Origin of the sequence: Arthrobacter sp. E44 (genome assembly GCF_041877125.1) — a bacterium.
GTDB lineage: Bacteria > Actinomycetota > Actinomycetes > Actinomycetales > Micrococcaceae > Arthrobacter.
On the sequence record NZ_JBHDJA010000025.1, the window covers coordinates 37,069 to 61,907 of the forward strand.

The following is a 24,839-nucleotide window of genomic DNA, read 5'->3' on the forward strand; positions in this document are numbered from 1 at the left end:
GACCGGGCATGGCCCGGGCAGCTGTAAGCATCCCCCATGGCTCGCCGTGATGACACGGCGGGCAAGTCCTTGCCAGCGGGCCTCGTCATGTGGTTGATTACAGGGACGGTGATGGATCTCGCCGGGGCGGGCCACCGTCCGAACCGCCGCACCCGGCTGATAGTTCCTGTTTAGTGCCACGCACAGACGGAGAACTATGCCTAATTTCGCCACCGCCTCACATATGCGGGATGAGCGTCCCCAAGCGGACCGTAAAGACTCTCGCCCTGCATCGACCCAGGTTGCCGACATGGGGTGCTCTCATGACTGACTACAACGCCCTCCTCGGGTGCGGGGACTACAACCGTGGCCTGGTCATCGGTGTTATTGACATTCCGATGGGATCGAGCCACAAGATCGAATGGGACCGCACCACGGGCCTCTTCCACCTAGACCGGGTAGACCCGCGAATTTTCGCCAAACCGGTGAACTACGGATTCATCCCGCAAACGTTGGACGAGGACGGCGATGAACTGGACATTCTGTGCGTGACCCGCGAACCGCTGCCCACTGGGCTCGTCGTGCGCGGCCGGATTCTGGGCGTCCTGAACTTCCGCGACGGGGACGATATGGACTATAAGATCGTCGCAGTCCCGGCAGATGACCGCGACGAGGGGGACCGTATCCGCACCATCGAAGATCTCGGTACCAGGTGGCAGGAACAGATCACCCACCACTTCAATCACTACAAGGACCTCCAGCCCGGAACCCGCGCCCAGGTCCTGGGCTGGGGCACGCCTGAGGAAGCCGCCAGGATTCTCGGCGAATGCAGCCAACGCTGGCAGGACCGAATGGGCGGCGGACCGCAACCACGAGGCCCCCTCCTGGCATGAACCGAAGCCCATGCCCCAGGCACAGCCTCGGCGGCAGGAGGCGTGACCGGCTAGCTCCCCTTTGCCGTCGGTGCTCTGGGAGTACTCTTGCTCTGCGTCTGCTCTGCATCCGCGCGTCCAGCGCGGAATCTGTCCGGCTGGCCCTTATCTTTCGTAGATTCGCTGAGCGATCGTCCGCGGGATGGTATCGATGGGAACGGTCAGGAGGAATTCCGGGGTTCGTAGGCGTCGGGGATGCCGTCGTGGTCTGAATCGATCAGCTCCGCTTCGTGGGCCTGCCGGTACTGCCGGTTCCTGGTCCGCAACACGGCGACAGCCAGCAGTGCGGCCAGGACGGACGCTGTGAGGATACCCACCTTCGCATGATCATCGTGCAGGCTTCCGTTACCGAAACTCAGTTCGGCCACGAGCAGCGAGACGGTGAATCCGATGCCCGCCAGGAGTGATACCCCGAGCACGTCTATCCATTTAAAGGTGCTGTCCAGTCGCGCTCTGGTGAACTTGGTGAGGAGCCAGGTGGTTCCGAGAATTCCGGCCGGCTTGCCCAGGACCAGCGCCAGGATGATGCCGGCGGCCACCGGGTCCGTCAGCGCCGAGACCAGACCGTCCCAGCCGCCGACGGCCACGCCGGCGGAGAAGAACGCGAACACGGGTACGGCAACACCGGCGGAGATCGGGCGGAACCTGTGCTCGAAGACTTCGGCAAGGCCGGGGCCCGCGTCCGGACCGCCGCTGGCCTTGGAACGAAGGACGGGGACGGCGAACCCCAGCAGCACGCCGGCGACGGTGGCGTGGACGCCCGAGGCGTGCACCAGCGCCCACGCGAGCGTGCCTAACGGCAAAAGGATCAGCCACGCCGCAGGGGCTTTCATCTTGAAGAACCGCCGGTATTTCTGTGCCAGGAACGTGTAGAGGGCCAGCGGGATGAGTGCCCACAGCAGCGGCCCGGTCTGGATTTCGGTGGTGTAGAAGAACGCGATGATGCTGATGGCGAGGAGGTCATCGACCACGGCCAGGGTCAGGAGGAAGATCCGCAGGGCGCTGGGCAGGTGCGAGCCAATAATGGCCAGAACGGCGACAGCGAACGCTATGTCAGTGGCGGTGGGGATGGCCCAACCGCGAAGCGTCTCGGGGCTCGTGATGTTGATAGCGGCGTAGATGAGTGCGGGGACCACCACGCCGCCCACGGCGGCAGTGACCGGGACGATCGCTTTATTGAGCTGGCGCAAGTCTCCGGCGACGAATTCCCGTTTGAGTTCCAGGCCTACTAGGAAGAAGAAAATGGCCAGCAGCCCGTCTGCGGCCCAGGCGCCGAGGCTCAGTTGCAGGTGCCATGGCTCGTAGCCGATCTTGAAGTCCCGGAGGGCAAAGTAACTCTCGGACACCGGAGAGTTGGCCCAGATCAACGCGATGGCGGCGGCCGCCACCAGGAGCACGCCGCCGACGGTTTCTTTGCGCAGGATCTCGCCGATGCGCAATGACTCCGCGTAACTGCCCCGTCCGAAGATGGTGAACCGGGGCGGCGGTGAGGGGAGTTTCTGGCCCATGAAGGACTCCTAAAAGTTAGGTCGACAAAAAATACTGCCGACCAGACTTCCCGGCTCACCTTCATATAGTCTACGGGGCGCCTGCGTCATCAGGCAGTCCGCGCCCGGCTACGCAGCGGGTCCCTGCGTGGGCGCGGGCACGGATTTGAGCAACGGGATGAAGGCGATCAGCGCGACGAGCTGGGTGCCGATGGTGAAGATGATGAGCCCGGTGAGGGACGTTGAGTAGAGGGCTCCGATGATGGTGGATCCGGCGAGCCAGGCGATGCCGTAGATGGCGGTGAAGATGCCGTATCCGGTGCCCCGGGTGGCGGAGGGGACGAGGTCTGCGACGGCGGCGCGGAGGGTGGATTCGTGAATGCCCAGGGCCGCTCCCCAGACGACGGCACCAACCCAGACCAGGACGGGCGTGTTGCTGAAGGACAGGAAAGGGACGGCCGCGGTCAGCGGAAGGGCGATGAGCAGCCCGCGCAGCCCGATCCGGTCATAGAGCGCCCCGGAGCCCAGGGCTGCCAGCGCTGCTGCGCCCATGGACACCGCATAGGTCACCGGAATCAGCGCCGAGGGCATCACGTTCTGGACTTCCAGGTGGTAGGAGATAACCCCGAAGGTGGAGAACCCGAACATCGACACGGCGGTGAAGGCGCTGTACCACCAGAACCGGGCCGGCAACGGGACCCGGACCCGTACCTGCCCGGGCGCGGGGGCTGGTTCGCTGACCGTGTGTGTGTCGTAGCGTGCAGGATCGGGCGCGGCCCGGCGGAGCAGGATCACGGCAACGAGTGCCGCTGCACCCGGGATGGCGAGGACACCGAATCCGAGTTGGAAACCGGAGACGGCGACCATGAGTCCGACGAGCAGGGGCCCCAGCAGTGCCCCGGACTGGTCGAGGGCCTCGTGGATGGCGAAGGCTTTTCCGCGGCCCATTTCGGCCCCTGCGTGGGAGAGCATGGTGTCCCTGGCCGGGGTGCGAACTGCCTTGCCGAAACGCTCCGTGATGACCAAGGCCGAGGCCTGCCACAGTGAGCTTGTCAGGGCCATGAAGGGGACAGCGATCACGGTCAGGGCGTAACCGGCGATGGTCAGCGGCCAGTATTTGCGGGTCCTATCCGCCAGGGGGCCGGTGCCCAGGCGCAGCACGAGGGCCACAGCTTCCCCGAAGCCGGTGATGAAGCCGACCATGACCGCGGACGCGCCGAGGGTGGCCAGGAACGGTCCCGTGATGGACCGGGCTCCTTCGTAGACGACGTCGGCGAGCATGCTGACTACGCCGAAGGCCAGCACGAAGCCCATGGGTCCGAGCCTGTGCAGGCGGGTTTTCGGTGTTCCGTCCGTGCTGAGGTGGTCTTGATTCATTTCCGGCACTGCTTCTCCTTGGGCTGGTTCGTGGAGATGGTTCCGTGGCTGGCCGGTTTCATAGGAGGCTTGCCGCCGCGAGGCCTGCGGCTGCGGCGCCGATGGCGGCGGCGGCGGTGCCGATCCCGTTCAGGAGGGCCAGCCCGGTCCGGCGGGACTGGATGAGCCGTACGGTCTCGAAGCTGGCCGTGCTGAAGGTCGTGTATCCGCCCAGGAATCCGGTACCGGCGATGGTCTGCAGCTCGACCGGGGCGGCGTGGGCTATCACGAACCCGGCGACGAGTCCCAATAGGAAGGATCCGGTGACGTTGATAGCGATCGTGCCGATGGGCAGTGCGGCGCGGATTGTGGAGCGGACCAGCCCGTCGACGACGAAGCGGGTTCCGGCGCCGAGGCCGCCTGCGAGGCCCAGCAGCAGAATGGTCAGGACGTTCACTGATGGCCTTCCTGCCGGTCGGGGCGGAGGGTCGCGTCCCGGCGCCGGGTGGTCATCCGGGTGTGGTGGCCGGCGGCAGCCCGGATCCCCGCCACCGTCGCGACAGTGCCGCCCAGCAGCGAGGCAGCCACATAGATCAAAGCATCGGTGGTCCGTCCGGAGCCGAGCAGGGTGTTCGTTTCCAGGGCCAGGGTGCTGTAGGTGGTGAAGGCGCCCATGAACCCGGTCCCGGCGAGCAGTCGGATCACCCTGAGCCTGCCGGTGTCGGGGCCGCGGCGGACCAACGCCTCGAGCAGGACCCCGAGCAGGAATGCCCCGGCCAGGTTGATGATCAGGGTGGGCAGCGGCCACCCGCCCGGGGCGGGCAGGACAATGCTGAGACCGTAACGGGCCAGGGCCCCAACCACGCCTCCGGTGATGACGACCAGCACGAACCCGGGGTGCAGGTGCACCGGGCGGTGTGCGCTCACCTCGCCGAGGGTCCCGGCGTCCGCGTCATCCGCCACTACCTGTTCAGGGTCGCTATCGATGGGCAACCGGTCCATGGCCGTGGTGTCGGGTCCTGCCGAAGGGGGGTCGGTTGCTGTGATCTCCGGGATGCGCGGTTCCATCAGTGGTGGCCCTCCTGCCGGGGGTGTCTGGTGTGCGGGGCGAGCGGGACGACCAGCACGGGGCGGTGCTGGCGGTGGGTGAGATGGACCGCGACGGAGCCGACCAGCACCTCCTCGAGGCGGGCGCCGAGGCCGCGTTCGCGCGTGCCGACGACGATGACCGAGGCATCCGTGGACTCGGCCAGCCGTCCCAGCGCCCGGGCCGGTTCCCCGGAGAGAGTCGCGAAGGACCAATCGATGCCGGTTCCGTCCAGGGCGTCCTGGAGGCGTTCCCTGATGGCGGCGGCGATGCCTTCGATGTCGTCATCGATGCCGTCCGGATCAATCGGCCGTGCCTCGATCCGCCCGTCGGGTTCCTCGGCGAGGTAGGTGGTGACGTCCACGTAGGCGCAGATGAGCTTCACGTCCAGGCTGTAGGCCAGTTCCGCGGCGCGGTGTGCCACGGCCAGGGGCTGGCCGGGGACCACCCCCATCAGCACCGGCCCGGAAATCCGGCGCGGTACGTAGGCGATGGGTCCGGTGCCGGGCCGGGGTTCCTTTGCGGGCTCATTCATGGGCGTTCCTAACGTGGCGGTGTCTACTGGTCGTTGAGGTGGGTGCCGGTCGGCCCGTAAGGCAGCTCCGGATACTCGTCGGTGATCTCCAGGAGACGGTTGTATTTGGCGACGCGTTCCCCCCGGGCAGGTGCCCCGGATTTCAGCTGACCGCAGCCTGAACCTACGACAAGGTCCGCGACAAACGTATCGTCGGTTTCACCGGACCGGTGCGAAACCATCGCCCCGAAACCTCCCTCGGAGGCGGCCGTGAGGGTGTCGAAGGTTTCGCTCACGGTTCCGGCCTGGTTGGGTTTGATCAGCACCGCGGTCGCGGACGCGGTCCGGATACCTTCCCTCACCCGGTCCGCGGAGGTGACGAACAGGTCATCGCCGACCACCTGCACCCGGCTCCCGAGGGCCGCGGTCAGTGCCGGCCACCCCTCGGGGTCGTCTTCGGCCAGGGGGTCTTCGAGGCTCCAGATCGGGTAGTCGGTGATCAGCCTGTCGTAGTAGGCGATCATCTGCTCCGGGGTGTAGCCCCGTCCCGCCACCGTGTAGGTCCCGTCCCCGAAGAAGGAGTTCGCCGCCGGATCCAGGGCGATCGCGACCCCGTGCCGCCCCAGGGCGTAGCCGGCATCCCCGATGGCGGCCACAATCAAGTCCAGTGCCTCCTCAGGGCGGGCGATGTCAGGGGCGTAGCCGCCCTCATCGCCCAGTCCGGTCGAGAGGCCCTGTTTGCGCAGCCGCCGGGACAGCGCATGATAAACATCAGATCCCCAGCGCACCCCGTCAGCGAACGACGGCGCCCCGGCGGGGGCGATCATGAACTCTTGAAACTCCAGCGGGTTCGCCGCATGCTCTCCGCCGTTCAGGACGTTGAAGTGCGGCACCGGCAGCCGCCCTGCCCGGCCCAGGCCGTGGCCGATCCAGGTATGCAGCGGGGTTCCTGCCGCGGCCGCGAAGGCCCGGGCAGCGGCCATGGAGACCGCCACGATCGCGTTTGCGCCCAGCCGGGAGCGGCCCGGTGTGCCATCCAGAGATATGAGAGCGTGATCCAGATCGGTCAGGCTTGCCCAGCTCCGGGAGGTCAGCAGCCCGGCGATTTCACCGCGGACATTCGCCACGGCCTTCTGCACGCCCCTGCCGGAGTATTCCTGGCCGCCGTCGCGCAACTCGACCGCCTCATGGGCACCGGTGGACGCCCCCGAGGGTGCCGAAGCGGCGGAGACTGTGCCATCCGCCGCGGTGAGCCAGACTTTCACCGTGGGGTAGCCGCGGGAGTCCAGGATCTGCAGGGCACGCACCCCGGTGATCTGAAGTTCATTCATGATGATTTTCTCCATTTCCTCGTCCTCATCTCAGGTCCCGCCGGCGGCGGCGACCAGGGCGGCGGCAGTCCGCGCCGCCAGCGGATTCAAGTACTCCCCGCCCCGCACCAGCGGCACCAGGTCTGGGCTGAAACGGTAGAGCAAGGGCTGCCCGGTGGGAATGTTCAGCGATTCGACTTCTGCTTCCGAGAGCCGGTCCAGGACCCGGCAGAGCGCCCGCAGAGAGTTCCCGTGGGCGATCACGAGCACATCCTCCCCTTCCCGAAGCCGGGGGCGAAGATGCTGGTGCCAGAACGTCCTGACCCTCTTGACGACTCCACAAAGAGACTCGGTGGCTTGGACGGCTTCGGGAGGCTGCCCTGCCATAGCCGGGCTGCGCCGGATCGCGGCCAGTTCGGCCCGTGGCATCGGCGGCGGCGCACCGTAGTACGAGCGGCGCCAGAAGTGGAAGACCTCCGGCCCGAGCTCGCTCAGCAGTTCGCTGCGGTTCCGCCCGGTGAGGGAGCCGTAGCTACGCTCATTCATCTCCCACGCCGCTGTGGCCGGCGCCGTAGCCTGCCCCAGCACAGACAGGACGATGCGGGCTGTGTCCCGGGTTCGGGAAAGGGTGGACGTGTAAACGGCATCGGGATGGAAGTCAGCGGAAGCCATGAGCTTCCCGGCTGCCTCAGCCTCGCCTTTGCCAGCTGCGGTCAGCGGCGGGTCCAGCAGACCGGTGAACCGGTCCTGGGCATTCAGGACGCTTTGACCGTGGCGGAGCAGGATCAGCGAGCCGGGTGCGGGCATGGGCCACCTACCTTCGATTAAGCAAAGGTAGGAACCATCAGCCAGGAGGCGGTTCGAACGCCCGGCACCTTCTGAGCGGGCTGTTCCGGCGGGATCCATCACCGTGAACAGAGACTACAGGCACAGCGGCGGTGCCCGCCAGCATATGACGCGGTTACTCGCTGCGCTCGGCTCCTGTCGTTTCCGGACCGGGTTCCGCCTCCCGCGGGTTGCTGGCCAGGTACAGGGGCAGGCCCCAGCCGGCAAAGAAGCCAACGGCCTCGATCCAGGAAGCATTTTCTTCACCGCCGACCGGGGCGCCGTAGTCCGTCATCGAGTCGGTCAGGTGCCTCATCCGTCCCCTGATCTCGCGCAACCGCGAGGCAACTGCGTGACGCAGCTGCTCCGGCAAGGGACGTCGCGCCGTCAAATGGAAACGGCACAACAGCACCGGGTCGCCAGCCCCTTTCGACGTCTCAGGATCACAGGCGGGGCAGACCCTGTCCCGCCACAGCGGGAATGTCTCCCTGCACCAGGCTGTCGTGTGTGCCAGCCCGTTCGCTTCAACGGTGAGAGCCTCGGTGTTGGAGTTCGCGTAACCCATCCGCAATCCGGGCAGGGACGGGGAGGCCATATCCTCACAGATCCGGCACGGCCCCACCGGCAGGAGCACTTCGTCCGGATGCCGGTGCAGCAGCGAGCCTTTCCGGCCCAGCCCGGCAGCGACGTGTTCGAGGAGATCCTCATAGAGAACCGTGACGTCAAAGGGCTGGTGGCCGCCGCGGACCCCTGCGCCCGCCTGCCAGAGCTCAATCTCCACCACCGCGTACGCCCAGGTGTGCCGGGGACACAACCCAAGCGAGGCACGCAACAGTCGCCGCATGCTCCCGTCCATAATGTCTCCGTGGATGAAAGACCACAGCTGGCGCACTTCCTCCGCCGACAGCTCCAGCGGGCGCACGGGCAACAAAGCGCCGGTGACGTTGTCCCGTTCGCGCGTCTCCAGGGTGCCGGACCCGTTCCGATTTCCAGTCATGCGAATGACCCGCCCTCCGTATTCGGGGCAGGACCCATCAGCCACCTCGGCGGTCCGAACCGGCAAACAACCGGTCCCGGCGGGATCCATCACCGTTACAACAAGGCTAAACCCCTTCCACTTCCCGTACTACGTCCCATTTGTCGGGGAACGCCCCACAGCGCAGAAGCGATCAGAAACTCTCGCGGTCCAACGCCAAGCCGAAGCCCCGAAGAGCAGGAATAAACCCTGGAGGACGGCTCGGGAACCTCATGAATCAGCGCTATGTCCGAAAAGTGCAGACGACTTCTGACATTCCGTGCAGACGACTTCTGAATCTGACAAGACAGCCGGACGCCCGGCCGGCGGCACGGCGTGTCGTGTCTCATGACCCGTGTCCGTGATGTATATAAACGAAGCGACGTTGGCAATACACTGACGGCATGGCTTTGGTCGGTTACGCGCGGGTGTCGACCCGGGAGCAGCACCCCGAGGGCCAGACGGACGCGTTGAGCGCGGCCGGGTGCCGGAAGGTGTTCGTTGAGCACGCCTCCGGGGTTCTCGCGCGCCGCCCGGTCTTGGACGAGACGCTGCGGTATCTCCGGGACGGTGACACGCTCGTGGTGACCAAGCTGGACCGGCTGGGCCGCTCGGTGCGGAATCTGAAGCAGATCGCCGACGATCTTCAGGAGCGCGGCGTCGGACTGCGCGCCTTGTCCCAGGGGATCGACACCACCACGCCGGGAGGACGGCTGTTCTTCCACATGCTCGCCGCGATCGCCGAGTTCGAGCACGACCTCATCGTCGAGCGCACCCAGGACGGACTGGCGGCCGCCCGGGCCAGGGGCCGGAAGGGCGGTCCGAAGTTCAAGATGACGGCGACGAAGATCGCCCAGGCACGGGCCATGTATGACGCGGGCGGTGGCACCTGGCCCGGGTCAATCCGCCGGCCGCGAAGCAGGCGTGAGACGGCCATGGCGGGTCAGCGGCTGACTCCCGAAGAGAAGATCGGGCTGCTGCGCCGCCACTTCGACGACGGGGCACCGCTGACCCGGCTCGCCGACGAGTCCGGCATCCCGGCGCGGACGCTGCGCCGATGGGCGGCCGCGTTCGCCCGGACCGGCACCACTGCCGGGCTGGAACGGAAGGACCGGTCGGACCGCGGCATCCGGCAGCTGCCGGCGGATCTCGTCGGGGCGGTGGAGGGTCTCGCACTGCGCCATCCCGCCCCGACGGTCGCGTTCATCCACCGCCGGATCGCCGACATCGCCGCGGACCGCCGGCCTTCCCGCGCCCAGCTATTCGACGGTCAGGGCGATCGTGGCCGGCATCGACCCCGGGCTCAGGACCCTGGCACACGAGGGAGAGACCGCCTACCGGGACCGGTTCGAGCTGGTCTACCGCCGCACCGCGAAGCGTCCGAACGGGCAGTGGCAATGCGACCACACCCTGCTCGATGTCATGGTCATCGACGGGCAGGGAAAGACCGCGCGGCCGTGGCTGACCGTCGTCCTGGACGACTACTCCCGTGCCGTCGCCGGGTACACCGTGTTCCTCGGCGCGCCGGACGCGGAGCGCACCGCCCTGGCGCTGCACCAGGCCGTGAACCGGAAGGCGAACCCGGCCTGGCCGGTCCTGGGCCTGCCCGACGTCCTCTACAGCGACCACGGCTCCGACTTCACCAGCGCCCGCCTCGAACGCGTTTGTCTCGATACCCACGTCCGGCTTATCCACTCCCGCCCCGGCGTGCCGCAGGGCCGGGGCAAGATCGAACGCTTCTACCGCACCGTCACCGAGGAACTGCTGCCCCACCTGCCCGGGTTCATTCCGCACGGCACCGGCGGCGAACCCGCCTCGGCCCCGGCCCTGACCCTCGAGCAACTCGATGCCGCGCTCGAAACGTTCATCGTCTCCACCTACCACCGCCGCCCGCATTCGGAAACAGGCCGGCCGCCGGCCGAACACTGGGCCGCCGGCGGCTGGCTGCCGCGCCTGCCCGAGCATGCCGAAGACCTCGACCTGCTGCTGCTCACCGTGGCGAAGGCACGGACCGTGCACCGGGACGGCATCCGCTTCAGCGGCGTCCGCTACATCTCCCCGACCCTCGCCGCCTACGTCGGCGAACCCGTCACGATCCGCTACGACCCCCGGGACCTGGCCGAGATCCGAGTCTGGCACGAGGACACGTTCCTGTGCCGGGCCATCGCACCCGAACTGGCGGCCGGAACCGTCTCCCTCAAACAGCTGCAGGCCGCGCGGAACGAACGGCGCAAGGCACTCAAGGGACAGCTGCGCCGCAAGCTGTCCCTCGCCGACGCCCTTCCGCCCGACACCCGATACACCGCCGTGCCGGCGCCGGACGTCACGGAACCTCCCGCCGCCCCGGCAGCGAAGCTGCGCCTGTACGAAACCGACTGAACGGAGCACACCCATGTCGATCCTGGACGAAGGCGACGATGGCCGCAGGTTCCTCACCGGGCCCTTCGGCGAGCTCTCATCCGTCCCGCCGCGCCCTCCCACCGGTGCACCGGTGTTCCTGGTCACCAAGGAACACCGCCGGTTCGAAGAGTTCGCCGACACCGTGCGGAAGAACCGCTACATCGGGGTCTGCTACGGCCCGCCCGGCGTCGGCAAGACACTCTCCGCCCGCCGCTACGCCGGCACCGCCGAATGGGAGCAATGGCACCGCAACGGCGAGGCCGACCCGGCCCCCATCCCGGCACGGATCCTCGAAGCCCGCACCGCGTTCTGGACTCCCACCGTCACCGCAAGCCCACGCCAGATCGACCAGGCCCTGCCCCGCATCTGCCAGCAGATTTCCTGGATGATCGACTATCACGACCACGGCGTCATCGATCCGTTCGCACCGCGTGACTCACGCAGCTCGGGACTGACCGAACTGCTCATCATCGACGAAGCCGACCGGCTCAAGGCCGGCGGTCTCGAACAGGTCCGCGACTACTACGACCGCCACACCATGGGCGTCATCCTCATCGGCATGCCCGGCATCGAAAAACGCCTCGCCCGCTACCCGCAGCTCTACAGCCGCATCGGCTTCGCCCATCAATACCGGACCCTCAACACCGGCGAACTGGCCTTCGTCCTCCAAAACCGCTGGCACGAACTCGGCCTGCCCCTGGATCCCGGCGAATTCACCGACGCCGAAGCCATAGCGGCCGTCGCCCGCATCACCAACGGCAACTTCCGCCTCGTCCAACGCCTCTTCACCCAGATCAGGCGCATCCGCGACATCAACCAGCTCAACACCATCACCGCCGAGGTCGTCGAAGCCGCCCGCGAAACCCTCCTCATCGGATCCTGACGATCTGGCCAAATAGCGCTGCAAAATCAAGGCCATATAGCGCTGAGAATCACAGCCGACCAGAACCCCGACCACCAAATAGACGCTCTCACCCGCGCCGGCGTCGATCCGGCAAACATTTATCTCGACCACGCCAGCGGGGCTAAAGCCAGCAGGCCAGAGCTCGACAAAGCCCTTGCCTCGGCCAACCGGGTCGGCGACCAGCTCGTCATCACCCGCCTCGACCGGCTCGGCCGCTCCGTCCTCCACCTCGTCACCCTGGGCGCAACCCTCAGGGAGCGTGGTGTGGGATTACGCGTCCTTGAGCAAGGCATCGACACAACGACCGCGGAAGGACGGGCGATGTTCGGAATGCTCTCCGTCCTCGCCGAACTCCAACGAGAACTCATCATCGCCAACACCCGCGACGGGCTCGCAGCCGCCCGCGCCCGCGGACGAACCGGAGGAAGACGCCCGAAACTCACCCCCGACCAGGCCCTCCACGCCCAACAGCTCTACGACGCAGGGGACCACACCGTCCAACGCATCGCCGACCTGCTCCAGGTACCCCGCTCCACAATCTACGGCCACCTCAACAAAACAAGCATCGGACGGCGAGCCGCCGGCGGCGCCCCCGGCCCGGCGTAACAGCAGCTCCGGCCAGAACCCCTGCTACCTGGCTCAATCGACGCCGCTGACTGCTCCAGTAAGCGCTACTTTTCGCCGACTTTGGAGGCCCCGTCGGCGCCCCTGCCCTTGACTGGCCTAGCCGAGGCTAAGGCAACTCAAGGGAGTGACCATGAGACGTCGCCTTGCCATCAGTGACTGACATACGCCTTTGCGTAGTTCCGATACTGAGCCAGAACTTCCGGCGCGCTGACGGTGGCGGAGACTTCACTGATGCTGGGGGTCCAGTCGGGCCATGATCCCCTGAGGATGGCCGCCGCCTGGCGGGCGGCGCCGTCTGCCACATATTCGCCGGGTTCGGGTACCACCACCGGCAGCCCGAAGACTGCTGCGGCAACCTGCTGGACGGCCGGGGACTGCGCCCCGCCGCCCACCAGGATGATCCGCACGGCCGTAACACCCTGGGCCTCCAGCTGGGCGAGGCCGTCTGCTAGGGAGCACACCACACCTTCAATGGCAGCTCTGGCCATGTTGGCAGGGGTGAAATTGCCCAGTGTCAGCCCGTACGCGGAGCCTTTGGCCTGGGGGAGGTTAGGCGTGCGCTCACCCTCGAAATAGGGAACCAAGGTCAGGCCGTCCGCGCCAGCGGGAGCGGAGAGGGCGAGCTCGGAGAGCCCGTCAAGCGTCACGCCCAACAGCCCGGCGGTTGCATCGAAAATCCGCGTGGCATTCAGCGTGCAGGCCAGCGGCAGGAAGTTCCCTGAGGCGTCGGCGAAGCCGGCGACGAGGCCCGAAGGATCCGCCGCCGGCGTCGGCGAAACAGCAAAGACGACCCCGGATGTACCGAGTGACACAACTACGTCGCCGGGGCCAGCCTGGACTCCCAGTGCAGCCGCGGCGTTGTCTCCGGCGCCGGGTCCGATGAGCGTTCCGGACGGTGTCTTGCCGGCAGCTTCCAGCGGGCCGACCACTGCAGGCAGCACCGGTACGTGGCCGAGCGCCTGTTCCACGAGGTCCGTACGGTAGGCTCCGCTTGCCGTGGAAAAGTAGCCGGTGCCCGAAGCATCTGAGCGATCGGTTCTCAGCAGCTGGAGTGACGACGGGCCTGTTCCGGGACCGTGGCCGGCCAGACGCCAGCTGAGCCAATCGTGAGGTAGGCAGACGGCTGCGACCCGCCGGGCATTGCCAGGTTCATGGCGTGCAAGCCACCGGAGCTTCGTGATCGTCAGGGAGGCAACCGGTACAGTGCCTGTGGACTGCGCCCAGAAAACGGAACCGGCGTCGACGTCTCCGTTTCCGGCCTCAACGATAAGCTGGCGCGCATCCTCAGAAGAACGCATGTCATTCCACAACAGAGCGGGGCGGACCACCTCGCCGGCCGAATCCAGGCACACCATGCCATGCTGCTGGCCGCCGATAGAGACGGCGTCGACGTCGTCCAGGCCCCCTGCCAGAGCTACTGCCTCCTGAAGGGCAGTCCACCAGTACTCGGGGTGGACCTCAGTGCCCGCGGGGTGAGCGGCGCGGCCATGTCGGACTAGGTGGCCGGTGAGGGCATCACGGATCACCACTTTGCATGACTGGGTGGAACTGTCGATACCTGCTACCAACGGCATGGATAGGTTCTTTCTGAAAAGCTGCCGCCGGATCGGGGATCCGGCGGCAGCGGAACGACGATTCGGTTGGGTTTCGGTTTAGCGGGCGCCGAGCAGGTGCTCGATGGCCAGCTGGTTCAGCTGGACGAACGCGAAAGAACGCTCTGCAGCCTTGTCGGCGTCAAACTCCGCAAACGCGGAGGCGTCCGCCAGCAGATCGGCGGTGGTCTCGCCGGTGCTCAGCGTCGGTTCGCCCAATTCAAAGACACCGGAGGCGGCCAGCGCGTCCTGGACTTCGGGGTCGGCGCGGAAGGCCAGGGCGCGCTCCTTCAGCATCAGGTACATGGACATGTTCGCTTTGGCGGAGTTCCAGACGCCGTCGTAACCGTCTGTGCGGGAGGGCTTGTAGTCGAAATGACGGGGACCGTCATACTTCGGGCCGCCGTTGGGGAAGCCGTTCTCCAGGAGGTCCACGGTGAAGAAGGCGCTGGTGAGGTCGCCGTGGCCGAAGACAAGGTCCTGGTCGAACTTGATGCCGCGCTGGCCGTTGAGGTCGATGTGGAACAGCTTGCCCGCCCACAGTGCCTGGGCGATGCCATGGGTGAAGTTCAGGCCAGCCATCTGCTCGTGGCCGGTTTCCGGGTTGAGGCCCACGATGTCGCCATGCTCAAGCTGGGCGATGAAAGCCAGACCGTGGCCCACGGTAGGCAGGAAGATGTCGCCCCGGGGTTCGTTGGGCTTGGGCTCCAACGCGATGCGCAGGCCGTAACCCTTCTCCTTGATGTAGGCGGCGGCAGTGTCGACGCCCTCCTTCATGCGGTCCAGTGCGGCGGAGAGATCCTTAGAGCCGTCATATTCGCTGCCTTCGCGGCCGCCCCACATCACGAACGTGTCTGCACCGAGCTCGGCGGCGAGGTCAATGTTGGTCAGGACCTTGCTGAGCGCGAAACGCCGGATGGAACGGTCGTTGGAGGTGAATCCCCCGTCCTTGAAGACCGGGTGGCTGAAGAGATTAGTGGTGACCATCGGAACCTTCAAACCGGTCTCGGCGAGGGCTGCCGTGAAGTTCTTCAGGATCAGCTCCCGCTCGGCTGCGCTGGCATCAAAGGGAATCAGGTCGTTGTCATGGAAAGTGATGCCGTAGGCGCCAAGTTCACTGAACTTGTGAACGGCTTCCACAGGGTCCAGAGCTGCTCGGGTGGCTTGGCCAAAAGGATCTGCCCCGGTCCACCCCACTGTCCAAAGTCCGAAAGTGAAGCGGTCCTGAGGCGTAGGCGTCGTTGTCATGTGTCTCCAAGGGTTAGTTGTTGATGACAACTTATGTGCACGTATAGACGTTGTCAAGAGGTCTTTTGCCGACGGGACACCACGATGTGGGCAATGTGCAGCAGTGGAAGTGCGGCACTTTTTCACGCAAGGAGACTTGCATCACTAATGGTTAGAAAGTAAGTTGTGTCTAGCAACATTCTAAAAGCAGGGTTTCGTCATGAACCCTGAGCATCGGCCGGCCAGCTTCCTCCGCTTACGATGGGCGACGTGCGCGGCGACCCAACAATTCAATTTGTTGTCCTGTTCAGAGAAGAAAGAAACAACAACATGTCACTATCCAAATCCTTGGCCGCCGTCGGTACGGTAGCGGTCCTGAGTCTTTCGCTAGCCGCGTGCGGTGGCAGTGCAGCCCCCCAGACAGCCGGATGCAACGTGGGAATCTCCATGCCTACCCGGAGTCTCGAGCGGTGGATCAACGACGGTGAGGGCCTGCGGTCCAAGCTCGCGGCCGCGGGCTGCACCGTCGATCTCCAGTACGCGGACAACAAGACCGACCAGCAGATCAGCCAAATCCAGAATCAGGTGGCTGGCGGGTCAAAGATATTGGTCGTTGCTGCCATCGACGGCGCTGCCCTGGCCCCTGTCCTCGCTCAGGCCAAGAAGCAGGACGCGACCGTCATCGCCTATGACCGTCTGATCAACGGCACCGAGGACGTTGACTACTATGCAACGTTTGACAACTACAAAGTGGGCCAGCTGCAGGGCCAGTACATCGTGGACACCTTGAAACTCAAGGACGGCAAGGGGCCCTTCAACCTTGAAGCGTTTGCCGGCAGTCCTGATGACAACAACGCGAAGTTCTTCTTTGCCGGCGCTTGGGATGTACTTTCTCCCTACATCCAGAAGGGCCAGCTGACAGTTCCGTCGGGCAAGGCGCCGAAATCCGCTGCCGAATGGGCGTCCATCGGCATTCAGGGGTGGGCCAGCGACAAGGCCCAGGCGGAAATGGACAACCGCCTGTCTTCCTTCTACGGCGGAGGCAAGAAAGTGGACGTCGTTCTGTCCCCGAACGACAGCCTTGCCATTGGCATCGAGGCATCCCTGAAATCGGCAGGCTACGCCCCCGGCGCGAACTACCCGATCATCACCGGCCAGGACGCAGACAAGGCCAACGTCAAGGCAATGCTTGCAGGCGAGCAGTCGATGACCGTATGGAAGGACACCCGCGCACTGGGTGAGCAGGTCTTCAAAATGGTGAAGTCGATTGCCGACGGGCAGAAGCCCGAGGTGAATGACACGAAGACCTACGACAACGGAAAGAAAGTCGTTCCCTCCTACCTGCTGGTCCCCGAAGTGGTTACCAAGGACACCGTCAAGGCAAAGCTCGTCGACTCAGGCTTCCTGAAGTCTTCCGACGTGGGTCTCTGACCGAAAACCCATGCCCGGGTGGCCCTGACCGTCGTCTCTAGGTCAGGGCCACCCGGGTCTCCGGAATATTGAGACCACAACGAAAGGGAGAAGCCATGAATGTGCCCATCCTGAGGATGCTGGACATCACCAAAGATTTCAATGGAGTAAAGGCGCTGGACGGGGTTTCGCTCGAGGTGGCCCGCGGTGAAGTCCATGCCATCTGTGGAGAAAACGGCGCAGGCAAGTCAACGCTGATGAAGGTCCTGTCCGGGGTCTACGGACACGGAACCTACGGCGGCGTCATTGAGTTCGAAGCGGAAGAGGCCGCCTTCAGGTCGATCAATGACAGCGAGGCCCGGGGAATCGTGATTATCCATCAGGAACTTGCGCTCAGCCCCTACCTGTCCATCGCTGAGAACATCTTCCTGGGCAATGAATGCGCGCGAAACGGCATTGTGGACTGGAACAGAACGAACCTGGAAGCGGCCGCTCTCCTTGCCCGCGTAGGGCTTAGGGAAAGCCCCGCCACCCCGGTCCTCCAACTTGGGGTCGGGAAACAGCAGCTGGTGGAGATCGCCAAAGCGCTGTCCAAGAGAGTGAAGCTGCTCATCCTCGACGAACCGACCGCGGCCCTGAATGACGAAGACTCCGAGCACCTGCTCAACCTCCTTGAACACCTTCGCCAACAGGGAGTAACCAGCATCATCATTTCCCACAAGCTCAAAGAAATACGCAGCATCGCTGACCGGGTCACCATCATCCGGGACGGAAAGTCGATCGAAACGATCGACATGCACGGCCCCGATGGCACCGAAGGCCGCATCATCCGGTCCATGGTAGGCCGGGAACTGACCAGTATGTTCCCGCCGAGGAAGCCCGAAATCAGCGAAGAGATCTTCCGGGTCGAAAACTGGACCGTTTACCACCCTGTCGATCACACCCGACGTGTCGTGGACGACGCGTCCTTTTATGTTCGGGCAGGAGAAATCGTCGGATTCGCCGGGCTGATGGGGGCCGGCCGCACGGAGCTGGCGATGAGTATCTTCGGGCGGCTGTACGGAAGAAACATCTCCGGGACGGTTTTCAAGCACGGGAAGCCCATAGACGTCCGCACCGTGGAAGCGGCAATAGCGAACGGCCTCGCCTACGCCACAGAGGACCGGAAAAGGTACGGCCTGAACCTGATCGGAAACATAACCGTGAACGTCTCAGCTGCCGCCTTGTCCAAACTGGCACGGTGGGGGGTCATCGACCGCCACCGGGAATACCAGGTCGCCGAGTCATACCGGGAACGGATGAATATCAAGGCCCCCGGTGTCGAGGCCATCACCGGGAAACTGTCCGGCGGGAACCAGCAAAAAGTTGTCCTCAGCAAATGGATCTTCTCCGGGCCCGACATCCTCATTCTCGATGAGCCCACCCGGGGCATCGACGTCGGGGCGAAATACGAAATCTACGGCATCATCAACGAACTCGCAGCACAAGGAAAAGCTGTCATCGTCATCTCCTCAGAACTCCCGGAACTCTTGGGACTTTCGGACCGGATATACGCGATCTCGGAAGGCCGCATCACCGGCGAAGTTCCACGCGAAGCAGCGGACCAGGAAGTGCTGATGCACTACATGACTGCTGGAAAGGACTAACCATGAGTACCGACACCACCCTCAAGCCCACGCCCAAGGCCTCCCCCCGAAAAGCCGCGATCAACCTACGCCAGTACGGACTCCTGGCGGCGCTGGTCATCATCGTCGCCTTGTTCCAGTTCCTCACCAACGGCCGGCTCCTCATGCCGGGCAACGTGAACAACCTCATCCAACAAAACGCTTACGTTCTGATCCTTGCCATCGGAATGGTAATCGTCATCGTCGCCGGACACATCGATCTATCAGTTGGCTCCGTGGTGGCAATGGTCGGGGCGGTGACCGCCATTGCGATGAACAACTGGGGATTACCCTGGTGGGCCGCGGTGATTCTCGGCTTGCTTATGGGGGCAGCGATCGGCGCGTGGCAGGGGTTCTGGATAGCCTTCGTGGAGATACCGGCATTCATCGTCACCCTCGCGGGAATGCTGCTGTTCCGCGGGCTGACCCTTGTCCTGCTGACCGGGGGAACCATCAACGGACTGCCCGCGCCGTTCACCGCCATCGGCGCAGGCTGGCTGCCTCCAATCTTTGGCGAGGTCGCAAAGAAGGACAGCCTCACGCTCCTGATCGGGATTGTCGCCTCTGCGGCCCTCGTGCTCCAACTTATCCGTACCCGGAAGACGCTCAAACGACTTGACCTGCCCAGAGAGCCCGTCACGTCATTCAACATCAAGGCCGCAGGCGCCGTCATCGGCATCATGGCACTGGCCTGGCTGCTCGCCGGCTACAACGGCACGCCGATCATCCTGATCATCCTGGCGGCCCTCATCCTGGTGTACACGTTCGTCCTGAACCGCACAGTGTTCGGCCGCCACATCTACGCAATGGGCGGCAACCTCTTTGCCGCTGAGATGTCAGGCGTCAAGACAAAATGGGTCAACTTCCTCATCTTCGTCAACATCGGAGTACTCTCAGGCCTGGCGGGTGTTGTCAGCACGGCCAGAGCGGGCGGCGCTGTCGCCTCTGCCGGGCAGAACTATGAGCTGGACGCCATCGCAGCCGTATTCATCGGTGGTGCTGCAGTCCAGGGCGGAATAGGCACGATCATCGGGGCGGTCATCGGAGGCCTCGTCATGGGCGTGCTTAATATGGGCCTGTCGATTCTCTCCGTCGATGCTGCCTGGCAAATGGCCATCAAGGGCCTCGTGCTTCTCCTCGCCGTCGCTTTCGATATTTTCAACAAGCGCCGTTCCGGAGGACGATGAGCAGAGACTACAACTAATTTCGAGAGGCAAAGAGTGACCGTTCCACACCTGACCCCGCTCCAGGGCGCGCAAAGACCCACCACGAAGGCACTCCAGAGCACGGACACAATCAGACGCAACAACCTGTCGTTGATTCTGGGCCTGCTCCACAGGGAAGGACCGCTATCGCGTGCCCACCTGACGAAGCAGACGGGGTTGAACCGGTCAACTATAAGCGCCCTTGTCGGCGAGCTCGGCGACCTCGGACTTGCCTACGAAACAGAACCGCCTGCCATCGGGCGCGCAGGACGGCCAAGCCCCCTCGTTCATCCCAACGAAAAGGTCGCGGCCTTAGCCATTAATCCAGATGTAGATGCCGTGACCGTCGGGCTTGTCGGCCTCGGCGGTCACGTGCATCGCAGGATCCGGTATGAGGCCGCCACACAGCCTTCCGTGACGGAAACAGTGAACATCAGCCGGGCGATTGTAGAAGGAATGCAGTCCGACCTGGAGGCCATCGACCGGATTACAGGGGTTGGGCTTGCCGTTCCTGGACTCGTCAGATCCTCCGACGGGCAGATACTCCTGGCACCGCACCTCCAGTGGGCCGATGAGCCCCTGGCGGCCTCCCTTGAGCAAGCCCTGGGCCGTCCGGTGCGTGCCGGGAATGATGCAACTCTGGGTTCGCTCGCCGAAAGTATTTACGGGGCCGCCGTGGGGGTCTCGGACGTGGTGTATCTGAACGGAAGTGCCAGCGGCATCGGCGGTGGCGTCATTTCCGGAGGCAGGCCTTTGCGGGGTTCTGCAGGTTTTGCCGGCGAACTCGGACACACTCTGGTGCGAACCAACGGGGAAAAGTGCCATTGCGGAAGGTCCGGGTGTTTGGATGCCGAAGTCCGCCTCGAACGGCTGCTCGCCCCCCTCGGCCGTGTCCGGGCGGACCAGGACGAGCTGGAGCGGGCCATTGCCGAGCGTCCGTCCCGGGAGCTACAAGAGGAAGTTGAACGGCAGATCGACCTCCTTGCGGTGGCGCTGACGAATTTTGTCAACATTTTCAACCCCGAAATGATCGTGCTCGGCGGGTTTCTGGGATCTATCTTCTCCTTGGACCCCGAGCGCCTTATCTCGGCCGTGGCCGAGGAGACGATCGGGGGACTCGGAGCGGACGTCAAAATCAAAAGGGCGGTCCTCGGGTCCGAATTGCTATTGGTTGGCGCCGCCGAGCTGGCATTTGCCCAGCTCCTCGCTGACCCCGCCGGGACGGCCTAAACCTTCCCTCGAGAAACCCGGGCCACCAAGTCAACCGTTACCGGTCGAGCATCCTGCCACGAACAGGCGGCGAGAACTCAATGACAGTGATACCGACGCATGACCGCGCGGGTAACGGGCAGGGCATGCCTGAAACACTGGCACTTTTTCACTACTAATTTGTCCTTGGGAGAGATGTGTCCGATACGGACTTCGAAATCCGCTGGGGCCAGTACGAGGCCCTCGTCACGACCCGGGGAGGAGCTCTCCGGCAGCTGCGGCATCGGGGGAGGAACCTCGTCGTGCCGTTCGGTGAGAACGGTGAGATCCCCGACTTTCGTGGAGTAATCTGTGCCCCCTGGCCCAACAGGGTTGTCGACGGAAAGTACACCGCTGAGGGACGCCAGCTGCACCTGCCGCTAAATGATCTCGCCAACGGCGCCGCCCTGCACGGCCTGGTTTTCAATAGGAATTGGAAAACCCTTGAGGTGACGGAGGATTCCGTGTCAATGGGCTGCGAGGTGAGCCGCAGTGATGCCTACCCCTTCAACCTCTATATCGAAGTCCGATACAGGGTTGATGAAGAAGGACTTCACGGTACCGTGCGCTCAACGAACCGGGGTACCGGCACGGCCCCCTACGGAGTTTGCCCTCACCCCTACCTCGTGGCAGGAGAGGCGCCCCTTGATGAGTGGTCTGTGCGCATCCCCGCCGCCGAGGTCATGCTGGTGGGCAGCGAGCGGATGGTTCCGGGAGAGGTAGTCCCGGTGGACGGAACACCGAATGATTTTCGGTGCGAGCGGGAGCTAGGGGACATCCAGCTCGACCATGCCTATACCGGGATCTCCCGGGATGAGGACGATCGCGCCCGGGTGCAACTGTTCGATCCCTCCGGTTCCGGAGTCGAACTTTCGTGGGACAGCCACTGGCCATGGCTACAGGTGCACACGGCCGACAGGCCTGACGGCCCTAGCCGGATCGGCCTGGCTGTTGAACCAATGTCATGCCCACCGAATGCCTTTAACAGCGGCGTTGATCTGATCCGGCTCGACCCGGGGGAGTCGCATGAAGCAAGCTGGTCAATCTCCGCCGTGAGCCGCTGACGGTCCCATACACATGGCAAGCGGTATTCGAAGCGCCGAAGCACCCGCCCGTTCTCTATGGTGTATTCGGGGGCGTGGCCGCAAGCAACCCATACCCTGAATACCCACGTTTAGCCCTGGATGCCGGGGAGCGATGGGACAGCACGGGCGGTGACGGGATCATCCTGATGGGATTGGACCTCGAACCGGCGCTGGCAGACTATCTCGTAGCTGACGGCGCGGGTAATGGCGTGCCCGTGACCTTGGAGAGGACAAACACCTTGGAGAGGACAAGCGATGACCGACCGTTCTCCGTGTGGTTCCCCCGTCAAGAAGCAGCGAAACTCGGCGAACTCCTGACCAGTCAAAGAGGCGCGGTGGATGAAGGTCAGGTAGGGTCCAGCCGCCGACCTGCTCCAGGTACCGCGCTCCACAATCTACGGCCACCTCAACAAAACAAGCATCGGACGGCGAGCCGCCGGCGGCTCCCCCGGCCCGGCGTAACAGCAGCTCCGGCCAGAACCCCGGCTACCTGGCCCCCACCGGCTTAGCGTGACTTTCCCGAGCATTGGTCCTCAAGCCCCATCTCGGGCATGTGCCGCATCAGGGCCGGCTTAGACATCACGGGCCCTAAACGTGGTGCAGGCAGCGGATAGCGGTACCCCAGATGGTCAGGTCCGACAGGGCCGGCACCACGATGTCCGGATACGCCGGGTTTTCCGCCTGCAGCACCACCCCGGTCGGGGTGATCCTCAGCCGCTTGATTGTCAGTTCCCCGTCCAGCACGGCCACGACCACGGACCCGTCATGCGGTTCCAGCGCCCGGTTCACGATCAGTTCATCCCCGTCGCTGATGCCCGCGCCTTCCATCGATTCCCCGGACACCCGCACCACATAGGTGCTGGTGACGTCCTTGATCAAGTGCGCGTTCAGGTCGATCCGGCCATCGAAATAGTCCTGCGCCGGCGACGGGAAGCCCGCCGCTACCGGCACCGGGGAGACCAGCACCGACAACAAGGACACGCCCGCATCTATCACGCGGGGACCGACAATCACGCCCACAACACACCTTTTTTCGAATATATGTTCGAGTATTCAGTGTACTCCGGGGGTCGGACATTCGTGCATGAGATGTTTTCGGGAGGCGCAAGCCGCGGCGGGTTGTACACAGTGGGGACAGCTTTGAGCTGTGCGGAGGGCTCCACCTGCCCGCCAGTGTGCACAACCCGCCGCACCGGACATGGGCGGCTGGATACCCGGGTGCCCGGTCTCACCGTCGAAGGGATTGCCTGCTGATGTGGTCAGCGGCTGTGGGTGGTGTCAGGAAAGGCGGCGGAATTCGCCGGGGCGGATCTGTACGAGGATGGGCAGGGCCATCTGGAGGGGTTCGGCTCCGATGGGTTCGTCGAGCAGGTCGTTGACCGATGTTTGCCCTTCCAGCTCTCCAGACCTATCCCGCTCCATGATCTTGACCCTAGGCGGATTTGACCGCCGGTGACCCTTTGGACACGCAGCCTGGCGCTGTTGCCGTGCCTTCCGGAGACTTACGGCCGAGAGTGGGTCCCTCGGCGGCCGCCGCGGTGGCCCCGGCCTTCCCGCCAGCCGGGGAGGAGGATGTTCAGCTTCTGCTCTTTGGCCGGGTCCAACCTTCCGGCGCGGTAGTCGATCCGTTGCCCGTGCAGCCACACGCCCAGGGTCCGTTCTACCTGGTCGTCCGTTTTTTGGTGCCGGGGCCAGTCACCGCCGGCGGCCCTGATCCGATGGAGCTCCTCCAGCCGCTGGTGCCACCGTTTCTTGTCCTCGGCCTTGCGGTTCGAAGGCCTGGCCCATCCGGGAATCACCGCCAGGGCAGCCCGGTAGGTGGGGGAGAGTGTTCCCTCGGCCGCCTGCCTGCGGCGGTTTGCCAGCCACGCGGCCAGGGCGCGCTCCCGGGCCGTCTTCCCGTGGCTGACCGGCAAGCGGCCATGCGCCTCATGGAAGGCCAGCACGTCGGCGAGGTTCCGCAGGCCCGCCCCGGATTTCCGCGGGGCAGGGGCCAGCGCGGCTTTGTGTTCGTCCCGGATGCCCGGGTCTGCCTTCGCAGCGATCTGCAGGTGGTACCGGACGGTGGTTTCCGCGACGCCGGCCGCGGCGGCGATCGTCGATGTCGGCGCACCCTGCCGGTACTGCAGGACAAACCCGGGATCGGGCGCCACGCGCCGGGACTCCGTCATGGTTGCCCCGAGGATCCCTTCGGCGGCGCGGCCCGGTTCAACTCAGCGATCCGCAGCCGGAGAAACGTGATGACCAGGACCAGGACATAGATCGCCAGGCCGACCAGGACGGCCATCACGACGATGTAGAGCACGGCCAGGACTCCGAAGCTTGGACCGACGTTCATTGATTCCCCCAAAAATTGTCTAGGCCGTAGCCTACGCCCGACCTCAACACCCCTGCTCAAGAAGCAGTGCATGCTCGCGGGGCTCGCCCTGGTTTGCGCTGCGCTTCAACCAGTTGTTGGGCGTCCGCTGGCGCGGCCGGCTGTTGGGTCCAGGGCGCACCGTCGCAGAGCTCCGGACCCCCTGAACCTGTGTGTCTACGACGTTTTTGGCTGCTGTCCTTCGGATTGTACGTGCCCGTTCCGGCCCCTCTAGCCCCTTCGTTCCTCCGGGGCCTGCGGCCCGGGAAAGTCTTCTCCGGCGCTCCTTCGTCGCTTATTTCCTTTCGAAGATTTCCCGGGTCTTGCCCTGCGGGTAGACGGGCCTGCACGTGCACAGCTCCGCAAGCTTCGCCAGCAGCCAAAAACAACGGGGGGAGAGGGGAGCTGGCCGGTCACCATTGGTCGCCCCACCCACCCAACTTCTCGGCAAGAAGGAGCAACACCACATGAGCGCAGTAAGTAAAAAGACCGTGAGGGACTGTGGAATTAACGGTGTATCCGGCTCGACACGCCAGGCGGTCTGCTTGGCAGGAATGAGCTGGATATGCCGGTGACACTGGATGCCGTGAAGACTGCGGACACCACTGGGAAACCG

24 protein-coding genes, 1 pseudogene and 3 riboswitches are annotated in these 24,839 nt (G+C 64.7%); of the genes and pseudogenes, 10 read left to right on the forward strand and 15 right to left on the reverse strand.

Annotation, left to right across the window (positions count from 1 at the left end; translation table 11 throughout):
• Positions 1-98 precede the first annotated feature (98 nt).
• Positions 99-176, forward strand: a riboswitch (Fluoride riboswitch).
• A gap of 126 nt (positions 177-302) precedes the next feature.
• Positions 303-872 carry an inorganic diphosphatase gene (locus tag ACETK3_RS18315; protein WP_237429446.1) on the forward strand — a complete coding sequence of 190 codons (570 nt, stop codon included), beginning with the start codon at positions 303-305 and terminating at the stop codon, positions 870-872.
• A gap of 200 nt (positions 873-1,072) precedes the next feature.
• On the opposite strand, the gene nhaA is transcribed toward ACETK3_RS18315, so the two are convergent.
• The 8 genes from nhaA to ACETK3_RS18355 form a co-directional block, all read right to left on the reverse strand.
• Positions 1,073-2,419: a Na+/H+ antiporter NhaA gene (gene nhaA / locus ACETK3_RS18320; protein WP_237429447.1), complete on the reverse strand. Its 1,347-nt coding sequence runs from the start codon at positions 2,417-2,419 to the stop codon at positions 1,073-1,075.
• A 108-nt stretch (positions 2,420-2,527) separates the two neighbouring features.
• The gene (locus tag ACETK3_RS18325; protein WP_237429448.1) at positions 2,528-3,775 is read right to left on the reverse strand and encodes an MFS transporter; all 1,248 of its coding nucleotides are present in this window, start codon (positions 3,773-3,775) and stop codon (positions 2,528-2,530) included.
• A 58-nt stretch (positions 3,776-3,833) separates the two neighbouring features.
• The gene (locus tag ACETK3_RS18330) at positions 3,834-4,202 is read right to left on the reverse strand and encodes a CrcB family protein (RefSeq protein ID WP_237430582.1); all 369 of its coding nucleotides are present in this window, start codon (positions 4,200-4,202) and stop codon (positions 3,834-3,836) included.
• A 5-nt stretch (positions 4,203-4,207) separates the two neighbouring features.
• Positions 4,208-4,822, reverse strand: a complete 615-nt coding sequence (locus tag ACETK3_RS18335; RefSeq protein WP_237429449.1) for a CrcB family protein — start codon at positions 4,820-4,822, stop codon at positions 4,208-4,210.
• The gene (locus ACETK3_RS18340; RefSeq protein WP_237429450.1) at positions 4,822-5,376 is read right to left on the reverse strand and encodes a universal stress protein; all 555 of its coding nucleotides are present in this window, start codon (positions 5,374-5,376) and stop codon (positions 4,822-4,824) included. Before ACETK3_RS18340 ends, ACETK3_RS18335 begins: the two co-directional genes overlap by 1 nt.
• 23 nt (positions 5,377-5,399) lie before the next feature.
• On the reverse strand, positions 5,400-6,686 hold the full coding sequence (gene eno / locus ACETK3_RS18345; protein WP_237429451.1) for a phosphopyruvate hydratase: 1,287 nt from the start codon (positions 6,684-6,686) through the stop codon (positions 5,400-5,402).
• Positions 6,687-6,716: 30 nt separating this feature from the next.
• The gene (locus ACETK3_RS18350) at positions 6,717-7,472 is read right to left on the reverse strand and encodes a 2,3-diphosphoglycerate-dependent phosphoglycerate mutase (protein ID WP_237429452.1); all 756 of its coding nucleotides are present in this window, start codon (positions 7,470-7,472) and stop codon (positions 6,717-6,719) included.
• A gap of 21 nt (positions 7,473-7,493) precedes the next feature.
• Positions 7,494-7,584: riboswitch (Fluoride riboswitch) on the reverse strand.
• 42 nt (positions 7,585-7,626) lie between these two features.
• The gene (locus ACETK3_RS18355; protein WP_237429453.1) at positions 7,627-8,487 is read right to left on the reverse strand and encodes a hypothetical protein; all 861 of its coding nucleotides are present in this window, start codon (positions 8,485-8,487) and stop codon (positions 7,627-7,629) included.
• Between the two features lie 21 nt (positions 8,488-8,508).
• Positions 8,509-8,590: riboswitch (Fluoride riboswitch) on the reverse strand.
• Positions 8,591-8,909: 319 nt separating this feature from the next.
• On the opposite strand from ACETK3_RS18355, the pseudogene ACETK3_RS18360 reads away from it, so the two are divergent.
• A pseudogene (locus tag ACETK3_RS18360) lies at positions 8,910-9,305 on the forward strand (recombinase family protein); the annotation flags it as partial.
• Between the two features lie 99 nt (positions 9,306-9,404).
• On the opposite strand, the gene ACETK3_RS18365 reads toward ACETK3_RS18360, so the two are convergent.
• Positions 9,405-9,689, reverse strand: coding sequence for a hypothetical protein (locus tag ACETK3_RS18365; protein ID WP_373993308.1), 285 nt, complete (start codon positions 9,687-9,689; stop codon positions 9,405-9,407).
• A gap of 97 nt (positions 9,690-9,786) precedes the next feature.
• On the opposite strand from ACETK3_RS18365, the gene ACETK3_RS18370 reads away from it, so the two are divergent.
• From ACETK3_RS18370 to ACETK3_RS18380, 3 genes are read left to right on the forward strand one after another with little or no spacing between them, the layout of a single operon-like run.
• Complete coding sequence (locus tag ACETK3_RS18370) at positions 9,787-10,884, forward strand: Mu transposase C-terminal domain-containing protein (protein ID WP_237429455.1); 1,098 nt, start codon at positions 9,787-9,789, stop codon at positions 10,882-10,884.
• A gap of 13 nt (positions 10,885-10,897) precedes the next feature.
• On the forward strand, positions 10,898-11,788 hold the full coding sequence (locus ACETK3_RS18375) for an AAA family ATPase (protein WP_237429456.1): 891 nt from the start codon (positions 10,898-10,900) through the stop codon (positions 11,786-11,788).
• A 48-nt stretch (positions 11,789-11,836) separates the two neighbouring features.
• Positions 11,837-12,415, forward strand: coding sequence for a recombinase family protein (locus tag ACETK3_RS18380; protein WP_306971284.1), 579 nt, complete (start codon positions 11,837-11,839; stop codon positions 12,413-12,415).
• A gap of 170 nt (positions 12,416-12,585) precedes the next feature.
• On the opposite strand, the gene ACETK3_RS18385 is transcribed toward ACETK3_RS18380, so the two are convergent.
• Positions 12,586-14,010 (reverse strand): xylulokinase, encoded by a 1,425-nt coding sequence (locus tag ACETK3_RS18385; RefSeq protein WP_237429457.1) that lies wholly within the window; start codon positions 14,008-14,010, stop codon positions 12,586-12,588.
• A 78-nt stretch (positions 14,011-14,088) separates the two neighbouring features.
• Positions 14,089-15,276, reverse strand: coding sequence for a xylose isomerase (gene xylA / locus ACETK3_RS18390; RefSeq protein ID WP_237429458.1), 1,188 nt, complete (start codon positions 15,274-15,276; stop codon positions 14,089-14,091).
• 309 nt (positions 15,277-15,585) lie between these two features.
• Between xylA and chvE the strand changes: the two genes are divergently transcribed.
• From chvE to ACETK3_RS18415, 5 genes are all read left to right on the forward strand, one after another.
• Positions 15,586-16,686: a multiple monosaccharide ABC transporter substrate-binding protein gene (chvE, locus tag ACETK3_RS18395; protein ID WP_237429459.1), complete on the forward strand. Its 1,101-nt coding sequence runs from the start codon at positions 15,586-15,588 to the stop codon at positions 16,684-16,686.
• 95 nt (positions 16,687-16,781) lie between these two features.
• The gene (mmsA, locus tag ACETK3_RS18400; protein WP_237429460.1) at positions 16,782-18,311 is read left to right on the forward strand and encodes a multiple monosaccharide ABC transporter ATP-binding protein; all 1,530 of its coding nucleotides are present in this window, start codon (positions 16,782-16,784) and stop codon (positions 18,309-18,311) included.
• A gap of 2 nt (positions 18,312-18,313) precedes the next feature.
• Positions 18,314-19,516 (forward strand): multiple monosaccharide ABC transporter permease, encoded by a 1,203-nt coding sequence (mmsB, locus tag ACETK3_RS18405; RefSeq protein WP_237429461.1) that lies wholly within the window; start codon positions 18,314-18,316, stop codon positions 19,514-19,516.
• A gap of 33 nt (positions 19,517-19,549) precedes the next feature.
• Positions 19,550-20,764: an ROK family transcriptional regulator gene (locus tag ACETK3_RS18410; protein ID WP_237429462.1), complete on the forward strand. Its 1,215-nt coding sequence runs from the start codon at positions 19,550-19,552 to the stop codon at positions 20,762-20,764.
• Between the two features lie 176 nt (positions 20,765-20,940).
• Positions 20,941-21,846: an aldose 1-epimerase family protein gene (locus ACETK3_RS18415; RefSeq protein WP_237429463.1), complete on the forward strand. Its 906-nt coding sequence runs from the start codon at positions 20,941-20,943 to the stop codon at positions 21,844-21,846.
• A 609-nt stretch (positions 21,847-22,455) separates the two neighbouring features.
• Here ACETK3_RS18415 and ACETK3_RS18420 read toward each other — a convergent pair.
• From ACETK3_RS18420 to ACETK3_RS18435, 4 genes are all read right to left on the reverse strand, one after another.
• Positions 22,456-22,887 (reverse strand): LexA family transcriptional regulator, encoded by a 432-nt coding sequence (locus tag ACETK3_RS18420; protein ID WP_237429464.1) that lies wholly within the window; start codon positions 22,885-22,887, stop codon positions 22,456-22,458.
• Positions 22,888-23,145: 258 nt separating this feature from the next.
• Complete coding sequence (locus ACETK3_RS18425; protein WP_183044490.1) at positions 23,146-23,289, reverse strand: hypothetical protein; 144 nt, start codon at positions 23,287-23,289, stop codon at positions 23,146-23,148.
• Positions 23,290-23,369: 80 nt separating this feature from the next.
• On the reverse strand, positions 23,370-24,038 hold the full coding sequence (locus tag ACETK3_RS18430) for a helicase associated domain-containing protein (RefSeq protein ID WP_237429465.1): 669 nt from the start codon (positions 24,036-24,038) through the stop codon (positions 23,370-23,372).
• Entirely contained in the window at positions 24,035-24,205 is a 171-nt protein-coding gene (locus tag ACETK3_RS18435) for a hypothetical protein (protein ID WP_237429466.1), read from the reverse strand. Before ACETK3_RS18435 ends, ACETK3_RS18430 begins: the two co-directional genes overlap by 4 nt.
• Between the last annotated feature and the right edge of the window lie 634 nt (positions 24,206-24,839).

Coding starts and splice junctions, on each gene's coding strand:
- ACETK3_RS18315 (WP_237429446.1), top strand. CDS start 303: ATGACTGACTACAACGCCCTCCTCGGGTGCGGGGACTACAACCGTGGC.
- nhaA (WP_237429447.1), bottom strand. CDS start 2,419: ATGGGCCAGAAACTCCCCTCACCGCCGCCCCGGTTCACCATCTTCGGA.
- ACETK3_RS18325 (WP_237429448.1), bottom strand. CDS start 3,775: ATGAATCAAGACCACCTCAGCACGGACGGAACACCGAAAACCCGCCTG.
- ACETK3_RS18335 (WP_237429449.1), bottom strand. CDS start 4,822: ATGGAACCGCGCATCCCGGAGATCACAGCAACCGACCCCCCTTCGGCA.
- ACETK3_RS18340 (WP_237429450.1), bottom strand. CDS start 5,376: ATGAATGAGCCCGCAAAGGAACCCCGGCCCGGCACCGGACCCATCGCC.
- eno (WP_237429451.1), bottom strand. CDS start 6,686: ATGAATGAACTTCAGATCACCGGGGTGCGTGCCCTGCAGATCCTGGAC.
- ACETK3_RS18350 (WP_237429452.1), bottom strand. CDS start 7,472: ATGCCCGCACCCGGCTCGCTGATCCTGCTCCGCCACGGTCAAAGCGTC.
- ACETK3_RS18355 (WP_237429453.1), bottom strand. CDS start 8,487: ATGACTGGAAATCGGAACGGGTCCGGCACCCTGGAGACGCGCGAACGG.
- ACETK3_RS18365 (WP_373993308.1), bottom strand. CDS start 9,689: ATGGCGCAGTGCGAGACCCTCCACCGCCCCGACGAGATCCGCCGGCAG.
- ACETK3_RS18375 (WP_237429456.1), top strand. CDS start 10,898: ATGTCGATCCTGGACGAAGGCGACGATGGCCGCAGGTTCCTCACCGGG.
- ACETK3_RS18385 (WP_237429457.1), bottom strand. CDS start 14,010: ATGCCGTTGGTAGCAGGTATCGACAGTTCCACCCAGTCATGCAAAGTG.
- xylA (WP_237429458.1), bottom strand. CDS start 15,276: ATGACAACGACGCCTACGCCTCAGGACCGCTTCACTTTCGGACTTTGG.
- chvE (WP_237429459.1), top strand. CDS start 15,586: ATGTCACTATCCAAATCCTTGGCCGCCGTCGGTACGGTAGCGGTCCTG.
- mmsA (WP_237429460.1), top strand. CDS start 16,782: ATGAATGTGCCCATCCTGAGGATGCTGGACATCACCAAAGATTTCAAT.
- mmsB (WP_237429461.1), top strand. CDS start 18,314: ATGAGTACCGACACCACCCTCAAGCCCACGCCCAAGGCCTCCCCCCGA.
- ACETK3_RS18425 (WP_183044490.1), bottom strand. CDS start 23,289: ATGGAGCGGGATAGGTCTGGAGAGCTGGAAGGGCAAACATCGGTCAAC.
- ACETK3_RS18430 (WP_237429465.1), bottom strand. CDS start 24,038: ATGACGGAGTCCCGGCGCGTGGCGCCCGATCCCGGGTTTGTCCTGCAG.
- ACETK3_RS18435 (WP_237429466.1), bottom strand. CDS start 24,205: ATGAACGTCGGTCCAAGCTTCGGAGTCCTGGCCGTGCTCTACATCGTC.